This is a genomic window from Allorhizobium sp. nf9_anc (assembly GCF_056323085.1).
This window is the reverse complement of the sequence record NZ_CM150481.1, coordinates 2,469,745-2,482,593: the sequence shown is the minus strand read 5'-3', so window position 1 is coordinate 2,482,593 and position 12,849 is coordinate 2,469,745. Positions and strand designations below refer to the sequence as shown.

Sequence of the window (12,849 nt, the reverse complement as noted above, 5' to 3'; positions counted from 1 at the left end):
GGTTGAAGAAGCCGCTGGTGGCGGTGATGTCCATCATGCTGCTTCCTCCAGATCCAAAAGAAATGTGCGTGCCCACAAATGTAGTATAACGCCGAATGTCGAAAATCCCAAGACGGCAAGCGGGCTGAGCGTTCTCGGATCTGTCAGGATCGCATTGATCGTCGGCGTGAGCACACCAATGGCCACCATGGTCGTCCCGCAGGTATTCACGAAGTTTGCCGTCAGCTTCTGAGTTTCGTTACGGATCAGCACCGTCAGACTGCTCTTCTGTTCGGTCATCGCCCGGTATCTCTCCGGTGGAGGTGGAATGCACGTCATGGATTGTAGATGATTGCCGGGGCTCAACCAAGTGCCGATGCTTCGGAAGTTTTCACGCAGAGGCGTTCGCTGAGACTGTCCCGCCGCGGCACGAGAGACGCGCCGCAGCGGGACCAATCCACTTAAGCCTGCTTCTGCTCGACTTTGCCGACGTCTGCGGCATGGGCCTGAAGTGCCGCCATCGCCTCAGGCCAGCTTCGCGCGTCGATGTCGAGCGCGGTCCTCAGCCAGGCGAGCGTCAGGCGCTGAGTGACGGCGAGGCGGTCGGGATCTTCGTCGTCGGTTTCCTTGGCGTCGTAGCCGGCAATGCCGCCGAGGCCGTGTTTGCCGCCGTAGAGGGTAAGCAAAGCTCTCGCGCCGGGGGCGTGACGATAGGGATCGACATGCCAGTCGGCGCCGCGCGGCGTCAGGTGTGGGTTGTCGTCGGCGTCGCCGGCGACGACCAGCGTGCGGGTGGTGAGCGTCGAGAAATCCGGGTTGAGCGTCGTGTAGTTCTGACGGGCGTGATCGCTGAGGCTGTCGCCGCCGAGGCCGGGGGCGGCGAGAAGCACGCCGGCCTTGATGCGCGGTTCCGGACGGCGGACACGGGTCACGGCCGGGTCGGCGGTGTCGGTGAGGCCGGCGCCGAGCAGCATGCCGACGGTCTGTCCGCCGAGCGAATGGCCGACGGCGGCAACGAGGCTATGATCGAGCCGGCCGGCGAGCATGGGGGCAGCCTGTTCGATGGCGGCGAGGCTGTCGAGGATCAAGGTCATGTCGTCGAGGCGTGATTGCCAGAAGAAGGGATAGCCGGGCGTGTCTGCGCTGAGGCCTGCGACCTTGGAATTGGCATGGGTCGGCTGGATGACGACGAAGCCATGGGCGGCGTAGAAATCGACGAGTGGGCCATAACCATCCTTTGAGGGAATATAGAGCGAGGGGCCGTGGCCATGCGAGAGCAGGATGATCGGCAGGTTGTCGCCTGACATCGGCGCGGTGATGCGCAGCTCAAGCGGACGACCGCGACCGGGCGCCGGCAGGGTGACGGGGTTGATGGTGAGTGTCGGTTGTGGCGGTGGCGTCGGGATGGCGCGGGCTTTGGTGATGAGATCGTTCATGGAAGGAGCCTCCGGGCTCTGGATTTAAACGGGCGATCGGGCTAGGGATTAATCGGAACGCTGTTCCGAATGCTGGATGGATATACGGAACGATGTTCCGTTTAGCAAGGGCTGCGCGGATTTTTGGCGTGCGGCAGGAGAATGCGCATGGGCGATGAGGCCGAAAACCATCAGGAAAGCGAGCCGCAGGCAGGCACGCCGCGGGTGCGCGCCGATGCGCGGCGCAACGAGGATGCGCTGCTGGAGGCGGCCAAGGCGATCTTTGCGGCAAGCGGCGTCGATGCGCCGGCGCGCGAGATCGCGTCCCGCGCGGGTGTCGGTGTTGGCACGCTCTATCGGCGCTTTCCGAACCGTGCGGATCTGGTGATCGCCGTCTTCAAGCGTGAGGTGGACGCCTGCACGGCGGAGGCGGCGGTGCTTGCCGCAGGACATACGCCGGGCGAGGCGCTGGCACTATGGCTGCGCCGTTTCACGAGGTTTATTGCAGCCAAGCGCGGGCTGGCGCAGGCCCTGCATTCCGGCGATCCGGCCTTCCAGGCGCTGCCGGACTACTTTCGCCAGAATTTCGAGCCGGCGCTGAGACGTTTGCTCGACGCAGCGGTGGCGGTCGGCGCCGTTCGTGCTGGCATCGAACCCTACGAATTGCTGCGGGCCATCGGCAATCTATCGGCGATCAAGGGGGCGGAGCAGGAGGGCGAGACGCCTGTCATGGTCGAGCTTCTGATCGATGGTTTGCGCTTCGGAGCGGGCAAGGCCGTTTCTGGCTGAAGCGGCCAGATCAATCTGAGAGTGTGCGCAGACGAGACCCGGGCCGACCGTTGAAGGCGGCCCGATCCGTTTTCATTCCTGTCGAGGAACAGATCCCATGAAATTCCCCTTCCGTCTGCCCTGGGCTGAAGCCCGGGATCGAACCCCTGTGGCTCAAGAAAAGGCGCTGCATCCTCGGCCCGGAACGGCACTGGCGCTGATTGCGGGCGAGGGTGAGGCGCGATGGACGGGGCGAAACTATGCGGCGCTTTCGCGGGAAGGCTTCATGAAGAACCCGGTGGCGCATCGCTGTGTGCGTTTGGTCTCCGAAGCCGCGGCCAGCATCGCGTTCCTCGCCTATCAGCGCGAGACCGAGCGGCCGGAGCATCCGGCGCTGGCGCTGCTATCGCGGCCGAACGGGGCGATGACGGGAGCGGATTTTCTCGAAACGCTTTATGGCCAGCTGCTGCTCTCGGGCAATGCATATGTCGAGGCGGTGGCGGCCGGCGGGCGCAGTTCGGAACGAGCGGCGGAGCTGCATTTGCTTCGGCCGGATCGGGTGAGCGTGGTGACCGGGGCGGACGGCTGGCCGTCGGCTTATGATTATCGCGCTGGCACCAGGGCAAGGCGGATCGCGCTCGAGGGGCTGCTGCATCTGAAGCTGTTTCACCCGCTCGACGACCACGAGGGTTTTGCGCCGCTCGCGGCAGCGCAAGTGGCGCTTGATCTGCACAATGCGGCGGGGCGCTGGAACAAGGCGCTGCTCGACAATTCGGCAAGGCCTTCCGGCGCGCTGGTCTATCAGCCGAAGGAGGGCGGCAATCTCTCCGCCGACCAGTATCAACGGCTGAAGGTCGAGCTCGACGAGGGCTATTCCGGCCCGATGCGGGCGGGGCGACCGCTGCTGCTTGAGGGTGGGCTCGACTGGAAGTCGATGGGGCTCTCGCCGAAGGACATGGATTTCGTCGAGGCGAAGAATGGAGCTGCCCGCGATATAGCACTCGCCTTCGGCGTGCCGCCCATGCTGCTCGGCATTCCCGGCGACAACACCTATGCCAATTACCAGGAGGCCAACCGCGCCTTCTATCGCCTGACCGTTCTGCCGCTGGTGACGCGGACGGGGGCGTCGCTTTCGGTGTTTCTCGGCGAGTTGACCGGGGAGGGGCTGAGGCTGGTGCCGGATCTCGACACGGTGGCGGGGCTTTCGGCGGAGCGGGATGCGCTCTGGGCGAGAGTTGGCGCGGCGGGGTTTCTGACGGACGAGGAGAAGCGCGAGGCGGTGGGGTATTGAGGTTTCGCTGTGCCAACAGAACTGATCCCCTCACTGGCGAAATCTGAAGTTTAGGCGGCTTGCGCTCGCCTAAGCCTTCGATTTCGCTTTCTCCCCCACAGAGGGGGGAGAAGGAGAGCGGGGTCGGCGGCAACGGCCCCTCTCCCCTTTGTGGGAGAGGTTACAAAATCGAGGGCTTAGCCCGATCGGGGCTAAGCCTCAGATTTTGTTGGTGAGGGGATCGGTTCCATTGGCGCGTTTGGGTGCGGCGGGCACCTCCCCGTGCAGGATGTCCCGCGCTGCCAAACGCGCCAGATAGGGAGCTAAGATCAGGCCGGGATGGCCGGTCGCGAGATAAAGTCCCTCGACGTCAGGGAGAAAGCCGAGGCGCGGCAGACTGTCCGCGAAGGTGGGTCGATTGCCGATCTCTGCGCTGATCAGCGACAAAGGGGATGGCAGATCGAATTCGTCGGCAAGGACGGACAGGACGCGTTCGCCGATGATCGAGGGTGTTTCTTCCCTGTCCGCAGACCAGGACTTGGCGATGAACACGGTATTATCAAGGCTCTGACGGACTTCGACACGCGGGCCGTCGAGGATATGGCGGATGAACGGGCTGTCGCAGGCATAGCGGAGCAGGAGCGCCGGGGATATAGCCATGCCGATATCGATGCCGAGCTGTTTCGCCAGCATGTCCGTTCCCGGGCCGGCGGCGAGGATGACGCAGTCGGTTTCGATCAAGTCTGCCGAGGTCCTGATACCACTGACGTGACCATTCGTCGTTTCGATGGACGTGACGGCTTCATCGAAGCGCACTGCGGCACCGCGGGTTTGAGCCGCATCGAGAAGCGTTCCGGCCAATCGGATCGGATCGATAGCAAGGTCGTCACTTGAAAAGACGGCTGCGTCAGGCACGTTACGCAGATGCGGTTCCAGCCGGCCGATCGTTGTGCGGTCTACAAGCTCGACAGCCTCGCCGGCATCCTGTCGCGTCGCGAAGAGCTGCTCGGTCTCTTGCGTTGTGGCGTGCCAGAGAAGCGAGCCATGTCTTGAGAAACCAGACATTTCAGGGAGATCCTGGATCAGCGCTGGATAGTCGCTGACAGCCCTCCGCCAAAGGGCGTGACTTTCGCTGCCGGGCACCCCGTGCACCGTGTTGATCCAGCCGAAGGCGCGACCGGTGACACCGCAGGCAGGTTTCGGGCCGCTCTCGACTAAGACGACATCCGTTCGTGATGAGGCCAAGTGATAGGCCATCGCCGTCCCGAAGATGCCAGCCCCGATGATCACGATACGGCGTTTCTGCAATGGCATGATGGCACCTTGAAATGCGACGAATGCGTGCAATGATGGGCGCTAGCTAGCCTTTGCGGGTAACACACAGATGACGGTTGCAGGACGTCAAACATCCAGCATAACCCTTCCACCCGGTGCCGGTCTCATCCCAGACTGGATCACCCCTGCGCAGGAAGCCGCGCTTGCTGCCTTCCTTGATGCCGGTGAATGGAGCGGCGAGCTGAAGCGTCGCGTGCGGCATTTCGGCTATCGTTATAACTACCGGGCAAGGAGCGCCACGCGGGACAGCCGGATCGGGCCGCTGCCGTAGGCGCTGCAGGCATTGGCGGAGCGGCTGGTGGCGGAGGGGCTTTTTGCCGCCGTGCCGGACCAGGTGATCGCCAACGAGTATCTCCCGGGTCAGGGGATCAGTGCGCATGTCGATTGCGAGCCGTGTTTCGGCGACGTGGTCGCCTCGCTCAGTCTGCTCTCGGCCTGCGAAATGCGGTTTGCTTGCCTTGAAAGCGGAGAGACACGGGCGGTGATACTGCCGCCGCGCTCGCTGCTGGTGCTCGCCGGACCGGCGCGGAGCGACTGGACGCATTCGATCCCGGCGCGGCGGTCTGATGTGAGTGGCGGCGTGCGGGTGATGCGCGGACGGCGGGTGTCGCTGACGTTCCGGACCATGCGGTTTTAATGGCCTGTCCCGAACCTTTCGATCCGGGACAGAGGGATGCCATCAAGCAAGACAATCGCAGACCTTTCAGCCCTTGTCGTTTTCGCCCGTTGACGGCGCCGGCGCGAGCAACAGTGGCGCGACAGCCAGCCGGCGGCTGATCGCAGCGATGGCGGATCGACGCCCAGCATGCAGCCTGTGGCCGAGATCGGTCATGGCGGCTTCGAGCTTGATGTCGCAGGCCGCAGCACCTGAGCGGCCGTAGAAGACATAGGCGAGCGCGATCGACAGGGTCGCCATCAGGCCGGCGGCGATCAGCACGTCGGAGAGGAAATGTGCGCCGAAAGCGATCCGGTTGAGGGCGGTCAAGGCCGCAAACAGGCTGAGCAGAACCAAGACGCAGCGGCGCCAGACAACAGGCACGAAGAAGGCGAGCGGGATGAGGCAGACGACGACGGCGGCTTCGCCCGAGACGAAGGATCGATCATCGAAGAAGTCGCCGCCGAGGCCCCAGGCATGCACGAACAGATCCTGGCCGCCGAATTCGACGGTGCTGCGCGGGCGCGGGCGATCGAAGAAGGGCTTGAAGATGCCGTTCACCAGCAGTGCCGGGCCGAGCAGGAAGAGGCTGGCGAAATAGAGCGTGAAGCGCGGCGGAAAGAGCGAAGGGCGCGACGGATAGATCAGTTTCAGCACCAGGCCGAAGACGAGCACGATGGTGAGCGTCAGTGGAAAATACTGGCCGAAGGCACGGAAGGTATTGAGCGCGGTGATCTTGCTCGCCGGGAAGCCTTCGCCCTCGACATAGAAGAGGCGGCTGAGCGCGATGTCGATCTGCGGAAACGAGACGAAAACGGCAGACAAAGTCAGCGTCACCAAGAGCGACAGAAGAAGCGGTTTCTCCTCAACGCTGCCACGTGGCGCGCGCGACAGATCAGATACATAGGTCATGAAAATCCCCCGAAATTCACCCGGGGGCACTAAAGCCGTCTTCTGTGAAGCCCTGATGACCTTGGCCCGCAAGGGGGCGCTTTCGTGCGATCGGGAGGGTCGGCGCTGTTGATGATTGCGTCGATGGAGGGGCGCAGAACCTGAATCAGGATGGGAGCATCGGCTGCCAAACGATTCAGACGATTCGACAATCGTCGTCCACTTCATGTGGGACGTGAAGAGCGCAAGTTTGGCGGAAGCGGCGCCGGCCGCAGCCTTTTGGGCGGGATCGTTCCGGCCGGCGCTCGACCAAAAGCTAATCGCGAAAGATGAACAAATGACTGATTTCGGACACGACGGCGGAGTGACATCCGCGCGCCTGATTGGCGCTGTCGCGGGCTCGGCGATCTCGCTCGTCTACCTGCTTCCCAAACATCGCCGCGAGGCGGCGGTGCGCTTCCTGACCGGGCTTGCCTGCGGCCTGATTTTCGGCGGACCGACGGGTGTCTGGGGGGCGGGACAGCTGGGTCTGGAGGGCCGGTTGTCGCCAGCGGAGATCATGCTGGCAGGGGCCACGCTCGCCTCCTTCACCGCCTGGTGGGGGCTTGGCGTGCTGGTGCGGCTGACGGGGCGGGCGGGGGACAAGGTGGGTGGGTGACCGCCCTCATCCTGATGTGCGCCTGCGCAAGCAGGGGCTTCGAAGGATCCCGTGCGGATGCAAAGGGTGGCCTGGACCCTTCGAGGCCCTCGCCTTGCGAGGGCGCCTCAGGGTGGGCGGAGCGGCTATCCACCCTCCCCTTGAGGGGGAGGGTCGGAGCGAAGCTCCGGGGTGGGGTGATGGGTGCGGCGCCTTTCTCTCAGTTCAGCATTCCACTCGTAGCCAGGGTCACCCCCACCCGCCGCTTCGCGGCGACCTCCCCCCTCAAGGGGGAGGTGGGCGGCGGCGGCGGCTGCGTGACCGCCTCTCCCCTCGGGGAGAGGATCGCCGAGCGCAGCGGAGGCGAGGTGAGGGGGCGGATCGGCGAGGCGCTGAAGGCTCAGCTTTGGCTTCGCTCCCCCTCATCCGACCCTTCGGGCCACCTTCTCCCCGTGAGCGGGGAGAAGGGCGGGTGCCGCTCGCGCCGGGCTCCCCTCTCATCGGGCGGATGCCGACCAACACATATCAACATGACGAGGAGACGAGCCATGCAGGCTTTGGAAACGGCAGGCGCGCCGCGGTTTTGCTATGCGGGGCTGACGCTGAAGGGGGTGGCCGGCGACGGGCGGTTTTCGGGCTATGCCAGCCTGTTCGGCGAGGTGGATCTCGGCCGCGATGCGATCGAGCCGGGGGCCTTTGCCGCGTCGCTCGGCAAACGCGGGGCGGGCGGTGTCCGCATGCTTTTCCAGCATGATCCGGCCGAGGTGATCGGCCGCTGGACCGTGATCCGCGAGGACGAGCGGGGGCTTTATGTCGAGGGCAAGCTCGCAACCGATGTGGCCCGTGCCCGCGAGGTGCATGCGCTGATGAAGGCGGGGGCACTCGATGGTCTCTCGATCGGCTTTCGGGCGGTGAAGACGAGGAGCGACCGGAAGACCGGGGTGCGGCGGATTCTGGAGGCCGATCTCTGGGAGATCTCGGTGGTGACCTTTCCCATGCTGCCGACGGCGAGGGTCTCAAACGTCAAGCACGGGCGGTTCTACCGCGACAGGGAAACCGAGCTCGTTCGGCTGATGCGCCGGGCGGCCCGGTCGATGGCGAAAAATCACTTCACGAAAGGATGAGCGACATGGAAGACGCGACGATGGCAGGAGAGGGCAGGACGGATGCGGCCGGGCATGAGGCGACTGCCCCAGGCGGGCGCAGCGGCAAGAGGACAGGCGGCGCCGCCGCGGCAAGGGCAGCACCCGAGGTGAAGGCGGCACCCGACACGGTGACCTCGGCCTTTGCCGAATTCATGACCGCCTTCGAGGCCTTCAAGGATGCGAATGACGAACGGCTGGGCGAGATCGAGGAGAAGCTTTCCAGCGATGTCGTGACCCGCGACAAGGTCGAGCGGATCAACAAGGCGATCGACGATCAGAGCCGGCTGCTCGACGAACTTGTGCTGAAGAAGCGCCGCCCGGCGCTGGAACGGCCCGGCCGCGACGAGGCGGGGCTTGCCGAACACAAGGCGGCCTTCGAGGCCTATATGCGGCGCGGCGATGATCAGGCCCTGCGCGATCTCGACCAGAAGGCGCTGTCGGCGGGTGTGTCTGGCGATGGCGGGTATTTGGTACCGCCGCAGGTGGACGAGGAAATCGGCCGCAGGCTGCGGGTCATCTCGCCGATCCGGTCGCTTGCGACCGTGCGGCAGGTCTCGGGTTCTGTGCTGAAGAAGCCTTTCGCCGCGAGCGGATTTGCCAGCGGCTGGGTGGCGGAGACGGCGGCGCGCAGCCAGACCGGCACGCCGGAGCTGTCCGACTCGCATTCCCGACCATGGAGCTCTATGCCATGCCGGCGGCAACGCAGGCGCTGCTCGACGATGCAGCCGTCGACATCGAGGCCTGGATTGCCGCCGAAGTCGACATCGCCTTTGCCGAACAGGAGGGCGAGGCCTTCGTGTCGGGTGACGGCGTGCTGAAGCCCAAGGGGTTTCTGTCCTACGACCAGGTGGATGATGGCGCCTGGGAATGGGGCAAGATCGGCACGATTGCGACCGGGGCGGCGGGGGCTTTCGCGGCAAGCGGCGCATCCGACGTGCTGATCAATACGGTCTATGCGCTGAAGGCCGGCCACCGCCAGAACGGCACCTTCGTCATGAGCCGCCGCAGCCAGGGCGCGGTGCGCAAGCTGAAGGATGCCGACGGCAACTATCTCTGGGCACCGCCGGCGCGCGCCGGTGATCCCGCCTCGCTGATGGGATTTGCGGTCGCCGAATCCGAGGACATGCCGGAGATTGCGGCCAATGCGACGGCGATCGCTTTTGGTGATTTCCGGGCGGGTTATCTGGTGGTGGATCGCGTCGGCGTGCGGGTTCTGCGCGATCCCTATTCGGCCAAGCCGTATGTGCTGTTCTACACGACGAAACGTGTCGGTGGCGGCGTGCAGGACTTCGAGGCGATCAAGCTGGTGAAGTTTGGGGTGTGACCCTCTCCCTCTCCCCTTTGTGGGAGAGGATACAAAATCGAGGGCTTAGCCCGATCAGGGCTAAACCTCAGATTTTGTTGGTAAGGGGATCGGTAATAGTGGCACGGAGAACGGACCCCTCGGTGGAGGGCCGCCAGGGTGTCTGTTATCTCGTGCCATCGGAACCGATCCCCTCACCTGGAAAATCTGAAGTTTAGGCGGCTTGCGCTCGCCTAAGCCTTCGATTTTCCGTCCTCCCCCACAGTGGGGGGAGGTGGCCCCCGCGAGCACTTCAGCTCCCTCATGCTGAGGTGCCCTCGCCTTGCGAGGGCCTCGAAGCATCCCTCTGCTGATCCACCTGTGGCCTCGCCCTTCGAGGCCGGGCATGGCCCGGCGCCTCAGGGTGAGGGGCTACCTGCAATTCGTTTTCAAGGAACCTCCCATGACCATCATCGAACTTACTCCGCCTCCGGTGGAGCCGCTGACGCTTGTCGAGATCAGGGCGCATCTGCGGCTGGATAGCGAGGAGGAGGACGTCCTTCTCGTGGCGCTTGCCACCGTGGCGCGCGAGCATCTGGAGCGGGAGACGGGGCTGGTGCTGGCGGCGCGGGAGTTCCGGCTGTGCCTCGACGACTGGCCGGAAGACGGGATCCTGACGATTGCGCGCGGGCCGGTTCAGGCGGTGACGTCGGTTACGATTTACGACGGTGAGGGCGAGCCGCAGGCGGTGGATCTCGACGGGCATCTTCTCGATGGGCAGGCGCGGCCGGTAAGGCTCTGGCTGCGCGAGACGCCGGCGCCGGGGCGGGCGATGAACGGGATCGAGGTGGAGTTCTCGGCCGGCTTCGGCGAGAGCGGCGCGGATGTGCCCGAGACGCTGAAGCGGGCGATGCTGCTGCATGTGGCGGCGATGTATGCCTGCCGTGGGGTCGTGGCGGCAGACGCACAGCCGGCGGTGGTGCCGCCGGGTTATGACCGGTTGATTGCGCCCTTCTGCCGAAGGGGGCTTTGACCATGGCGCTTCTCGATATCGATGCCGGCCGGCTGACGGCGCGGCTGGTGCTGGAGCGGCCGGAGGCTATCGAAGACGCCCAGGGCGGGGCGGAGACCGACTTCGTCGAACTCGCCCGTGTCTGGGCGCTGATTGAGCCGCGGAGTTTTGCCGAGGACGAGAAGGGGCCGGGGCTGGTTTCGACCGTGACGCATCATGTGACGGTGAGGGCGCGCGGGGATCTGGCGGCCCGGCAGCGGTTTCGCAAGGGCGCGCGGGTGTTCGACATCCTGGCTTTGCGCGATCCGGATGAGACGGGGCGGTTTCAGGTGGCGCTTTGCCGCGAGGTGAAGGGATGAGCGGCGGCGGAGCGCGAGACGAGACACCGCTGGAGGAGAGTGGCAGGCGACTGGGCGAGATGCTGCGCCAGGCGCTGGCATATCGGCGGGCGCGGCGGATGGATGTCTTGTCGACTGCTGCTGTTGCGGGGGAGAACGCCGCAAGACAGGGCGCCGCCACAAATTCGACCGATCGACAGGGAGAGCCGACATGACGAATGCGGTCAATGCCTTGCTGGCAGCCGTTCAACAGGCGGTGAAGGCGGATGCGGCGCTGATGGCGGTGCTCGGGCCGCAGGGGATCTCCGACCGGACGGTCCGGCCGCAACGTTTTCCGGCATTGGCGGTCGGGTCGGTCGAGGCGCGGGATTTCTCGACGGGCGAGGCGGACGGTGCGGAGATACTGTTGACGCTTGAGGCCTGGAGTGCGGTGTCGCGGCGCGAGGCCGAAGGGCTGGTGGCGGAGTTCAAGCGCGTGGCAGACGGGTTGCCTGAGATGCTCGACGGGTTTCGGCTGGTGAATTTCCGGCATCGTCGGACGGTCAGCCGGCGCGAGGTGAAGGCGGGGCTGTTTGTCGCCGAGGCGGGTTTTCGGGCGGTGGTGGAGTGAGCTTCAGGTGATCGCGACCTTATCTTGAGGTGCCCGCGCGACGCGCGGGCCTCGAAGGATCCCTATGCCCTTTCTGTGTGGCCTCGATCCTTCGAGGCCGGGCCTTGCCCGGCACCTCAGGATGAGGGGCTGATGGTGGGCGAGACGGTGTCCTGGCTTCCCCGCCTTGCGATCAAAGCCAGCGCCAGGATGGCCAGAAAACCCGTGGCGGCGAAGGCGGTGGCGAGGGCGAGGCCGGCGTCGATGCCGGCGCGGTCGATGACGGCGGTCATCAAGACGGGGGCGGTGGCATTGGCGAGGTTTTGTGGCAGTGACAGGCGCGCCGACTGGCGGGCGAAGCGGCTGGCGGAGAAGAAGGAGAGCGGCAGCGTGGCACGCGCGAGTGTCGTGACGCCTGAGCCGAAGCCGTAGAGGGCGGTGAAGACGAGCAGGCTCGACGGTGTGCCGGAGGAGAAGATCAGGAGCAGGCTCGAGCCTGTGAGCATGGCCATGCCGGCAAGGCCGGTGGTTACAGGCGAGGAGCGCTTGCCGAGGACGAGATCGAAGGCGCGGGCGGCGATGCCAAAGACGGCGCGCAGGGATCCGAGCTGCAGCGCGAGTGCCGGCGTGGCGCCCGAGAGTTCGAGGATATGCAGGAGCTGCGGCGAGAGGCCGAAGGTCATGAGGCTGGCCAGCGACGTCGACAGCGCGATCAGGAGGAAGGCCAGCGTTGCCATGCGGCGGCTCATGGCGAGCGGCTCGATCTGATCGGCGGCGCGATCTTCGTCCGAGCGGGTGATCGCGATTCGGCCGAGCGCCAGATGGATCGGCAGAGCAAGCAGCAGCTGGGCGGCGGCGGCCGTCAGAAGCGCGCCACGCCAGCCGAAGGCCTCGCCGGCGAGCGTCAGCAGTGGCCAGCATACGGCGGAGGATAGACCGGTGAAGATCATGAGTATGCCGATCGCGCGGCGCGCATCGCGGCCCTCGCGTTCGACGACGGCGGCGAAGGCCGGCACCGTCAGTGCAAAGGAGCCGCCGGCACCAAGGATCAGCCAGGCGATCGCATAGGTGAGAAGGCCGGTGGAGACCGCCAGCATGACAAGGCCTGAGGCCATCAGCACGGAGCCCATGGCGAGCACTTTGGCGGCGCCGTGGCGGGTGATCATCCGGCCGGTCCAGGGACCGAGAAAGGCCATGGTCAGCATCATGACCGTGAGGCCGGCAAAGGCCATTTCATTGGCAAGCCCGAGATCGGCAGCCATGGCCCGGCCGAAGACCGCCGGCATTTCATAGGTCGTGCCCCAGCCAAGGATCTGCGAAACCGCAAGTGCTGCGACGAGGGTGGTGCGGGGCATGTTCATGGGCAGACTCGGGAGGGGAGCGTTTGCAATCGGCGGGAGTGCATCTTCTAGGCCGGTTGTGGGGCGCGGGATAGGGCGAAATCTTGGGCTGTGCTGTTGGGTGGTGCCCAGTAAGAGGTCCTCATGCTGAGATGCCCGCGCCCGCGGGCCTCGAAGCATCCGTCCTGTTGGT

General features: G+C 65.3%; 15 protein-coding genes and 1 pseudogene. 11 read left to right on the top strand and 5 right to left on the bottom strand.

Annotated elements, in window-relative coordinates; translation table 11 throughout:
• Positions 1-33: 33 nt before the first annotated feature.
• Both AC02Y0_RS12030 and AC02Y0_RS12025 read right to left on the bottom strand, forming a co-directional pair.
• Positions 34-279, bottom strand: a complete 246-nt coding sequence (locus AC02Y0_RS12030) for a hypothetical protein (RefSeq protein WP_476379147.1) — start codon at positions 277-279, stop codon at positions 34-36.
• A 161-nt stretch (positions 280-440) separates the two neighbouring features.
• A complete protein-coding gene (locus tag AC02Y0_RS12025; protein ID WP_476379146.1) occupies positions 441-1,415 on the bottom strand; it encodes an alpha/beta hydrolase family protein in 975 nt (324 codons plus the stop codon).
• A gap of 141 nt (positions 1,416-1,556) precedes the next feature.
• Between AC02Y0_RS12025 and AC02Y0_RS12020 the strand changes: the two genes are divergently transcribed.
• Together AC02Y0_RS12020 and AC02Y0_RS12015 are read left to right on the top strand one after the other, a co-directional pair.
• Entirely contained in the window at positions 1,557-2,183 is a 627-nt protein-coding gene (locus AC02Y0_RS12020) for a TetR/AcrR family transcriptional regulator (protein ID WP_476379145.1), read from the top strand.
• 97 nt (positions 2,184-2,280) lie between these two features.
• Positions 2,281-3,453, top strand: coding sequence for a phage portal protein (locus tag AC02Y0_RS12015; RefSeq protein ID WP_476379144.1), 1,173 nt, complete (start codon positions 2,281-2,283; stop codon positions 3,451-3,453).
• A 198-nt stretch (positions 3,454-3,651) separates the two neighbouring features.
• Here AC02Y0_RS12015 and AC02Y0_RS12010 read toward each other — a convergent pair whose 3' ends face one another.
• Positions 3,652-4,746 carry an NAD(P)/FAD-dependent oxidoreductase gene (locus AC02Y0_RS12010; RefSeq protein WP_476379143.1) on the bottom strand — a complete coding sequence of 365 codons (1,095 nt, stop codon included), beginning with the start codon at positions 4,744-4,746 and terminating at the stop codon, positions 3,652-3,654.
• Between the two features lie 70 nt (positions 4,747-4,816).
• Between AC02Y0_RS12010 and AC02Y0_RS12005 the strand changes: the two genes are divergently transcribed.
• Both AC02Y0_RS12005 and AC02Y0_RS12000 read left to right on the top strand, forming a co-directional pair.
• The gene (locus AC02Y0_RS12005) at positions 4,817-5,038 is read left to right on the top strand and encodes a hypothetical protein (protein ID WP_476379142.1); all 222 of its coding nucleotides are present in this window, start codon (positions 4,817-4,819) and stop codon (positions 5,036-5,038) included.
• A 27-nt stretch (positions 5,039-5,065) separates the two neighbouring features.
• Entirely contained in the window at positions 5,066-5,404 is a 339-nt protein-coding gene (locus tag AC02Y0_RS12000) for an alpha-ketoglutarate-dependent dioxygenase AlkB (protein ID WP_476379141.1), read from the top strand.
• A 66-nt stretch (positions 5,405-5,470) separates the two neighbouring features.
• On the opposite strand, the gene AC02Y0_RS11995 is transcribed toward AC02Y0_RS12000, so the two are convergent.
• Entirely contained in the window at positions 5,471-6,334 is an 864-nt protein-coding gene (locus tag AC02Y0_RS11995) for a phosphatase PAP2 family protein (RefSeq protein WP_476379140.1), read from the bottom strand.
• Positions 6,335-6,650: 316 nt separating this feature from the next.
• Here AC02Y0_RS11995 and AC02Y0_RS11990 point away from each other — a divergent pair, with 316 nt between their 5' ends.
• The 7 genes and pseudogenes from AC02Y0_RS11990 to AC02Y0_RS11960 all read left to right on the top strand — a co-directional run bounded on the left by AC02Y0_RS11990 (position 6,651) and on the right by AC02Y0_RS11960 (position 11,337).
• Positions 6,651-6,971 (top strand): DUF6107 family protein, encoded by a 321-nt coding sequence (locus AC02Y0_RS11990; RefSeq protein ID WP_444558700.1) that lies wholly within the window; start codon positions 6,651-6,653, stop codon positions 6,969-6,971.
• Between the two features lie 527 nt (positions 6,972-7,498).
• Positions 7,499-8,074: an HK97 family phage prohead protease gene (locus AC02Y0_RS11985; protein ID WP_476379139.1), complete on the top strand. Its 576-nt coding sequence runs from the start codon at positions 7,499-7,501 to the stop codon at positions 8,072-8,074.
• A 5-nt stretch (positions 8,075-8,079) separates the two neighbouring features.
• Positions 8,080-9,419: pseudogene (locus tag AC02Y0_RS11980) on the top strand (phage major capsid protein).
• Between the two features lie 421 nt (positions 9,420-9,840).
• The gene (locus tag AC02Y0_RS11975; protein WP_476379138.1) at positions 9,841-10,410 is read left to right on the top strand and encodes a head-tail connector protein; all 570 of its coding nucleotides are present in this window, start codon (positions 9,841-9,843) and stop codon (positions 10,408-10,410) included.
• A gap of 2 nt (positions 10,411-10,412) precedes the next feature.
• Positions 10,413-10,748, top strand: coding sequence for a phage head closure protein (locus AC02Y0_RS11970; RefSeq protein WP_476379137.1), 336 nt, complete (start codon positions 10,413-10,415; stop codon positions 10,746-10,748).
• Positions 10,745-10,942, top strand: coding sequence for a hypothetical protein (locus tag AC02Y0_RS11965; protein WP_476379135.1), 198 nt, complete (start codon positions 10,745-10,747; stop codon positions 10,940-10,942). The genes AC02Y0_RS11970 and AC02Y0_RS11965 overlap by 4 nt, the downstream gene beginning before the upstream one ends.
• On the top strand, positions 10,939-11,337 hold the full coding sequence (locus AC02Y0_RS11960; RefSeq protein ID WP_476379134.1) for a DUF3168 domain-containing protein: 399 nt from the start codon (positions 10,939-10,941) through the stop codon (positions 11,335-11,337). The genes AC02Y0_RS11965 and AC02Y0_RS11960 overlap by 4 nt, the downstream gene beginning before the upstream one ends.
• 116 nt (positions 11,338-11,453) lie before the next feature.
• On the opposite strand, the gene AC02Y0_RS11955 is transcribed toward AC02Y0_RS11960, so the two are convergent.
• On the bottom strand, positions 11,454-12,677 hold the full coding sequence (locus AC02Y0_RS11955) for an MFS transporter (protein ID WP_476379133.1): 1,224 nt from the start codon (positions 12,675-12,677) through the stop codon (positions 11,454-11,456).
• Positions 12,678-12,849: the final 172 nt, after the last annotated feature.

What these genes read in the sequence shown, in the direction of transcription:
- AC02Y0_RS12030 (WP_476379147.1), bottom strand. Translation starts at nt 279, where the DNA reads ATGACCGAACAGAAGAGCAGTCTGACGGTGCTGATCCGTAACGAAACT.
- AC02Y0_RS12025 (WP_476379146.1), bottom strand. Translation starts at nt 1,415, where the DNA reads ATGAACGATCTCATCACCAAAGCCCGCGCCATCCCGACGCCACCGCCA.
- AC02Y0_RS12020 (WP_476379145.1), top strand. Translation starts at nt 1,557, where the DNA reads ATGCGCATGGGCGATGAGGCCGAAAACCATCAGGAAAGCGAGCCGCAG.
- AC02Y0_RS12015 (WP_476379144.1), top strand. Translation starts at nt 2,281, where the DNA reads ATGAAATTCCCCTTCCGTCTGCCCTGGGCTGAAGCCCGGGATCGAACC.
- AC02Y0_RS12010 (WP_476379143.1), bottom strand. Translation starts at nt 4,746, where the DNA reads ATGCCATTGCAGAAACGCCGTATCGTGATCATCGGGGCTGGCATCTTC.
- AC02Y0_RS12005 (WP_476379142.1), top strand. Translation starts at nt 4,817, where the DNA reads ATGACGGTTGCAGGACGTCAAACATCCAGCATAACCCTTCCACCCGGT.
- AC02Y0_RS11995 (WP_476379140.1), bottom strand. Translation starts at nt 6,334, where the DNA reads ATGACCTATGTATCTGATCTGTCGCGCGCGCCACGTGGCAGCGTTGAG.
- AC02Y0_RS11990 (WP_444558700.1), top strand. Translation starts at nt 6,651, where the DNA reads ATGACTGATTTCGGACACGACGGCGGAGTGACATCCGCGCGCCTGATT.
- AC02Y0_RS11985 (WP_476379139.1), top strand. Translation starts at nt 7,499, where the DNA reads ATGCAGGCTTTGGAAACGGCAGGCGCGCCGCGGTTTTGCTATGCGGGG.
- AC02Y0_RS11975 (WP_476379138.1), top strand. Translation starts at nt 9,841, where the DNA reads ATGACCATCATCGAACTTACTCCGCCTCCGGTGGAGCCGCTGACGCTT.
- AC02Y0_RS11970 (WP_476379137.1), top strand. Translation starts at nt 10,413, where the DNA reads ATGGCGCTTCTCGATATCGATGCCGGCCGGCTGACGGCGCGGCTGGTG.
- AC02Y0_RS11965 (WP_476379135.1), top strand. Translation starts at nt 10,745, where the DNA reads ATGAGCGGCGGCGGAGCGCGAGACGAGACACCGCTGGAGGAGAGTGGC.
- AC02Y0_RS11960 (WP_476379134.1), top strand. Translation starts at nt 10,939, where the DNA reads ATGACGAATGCGGTCAATGCCTTGCTGGCAGCCGTTCAACAGGCGGTG.
- AC02Y0_RS11955 (WP_476379133.1), bottom strand. Translation starts at nt 12,677, where the DNA reads ATGAACATGCCCCGCACCACCCTCGTCGCAGCACTTGCGGTTTCGCAG.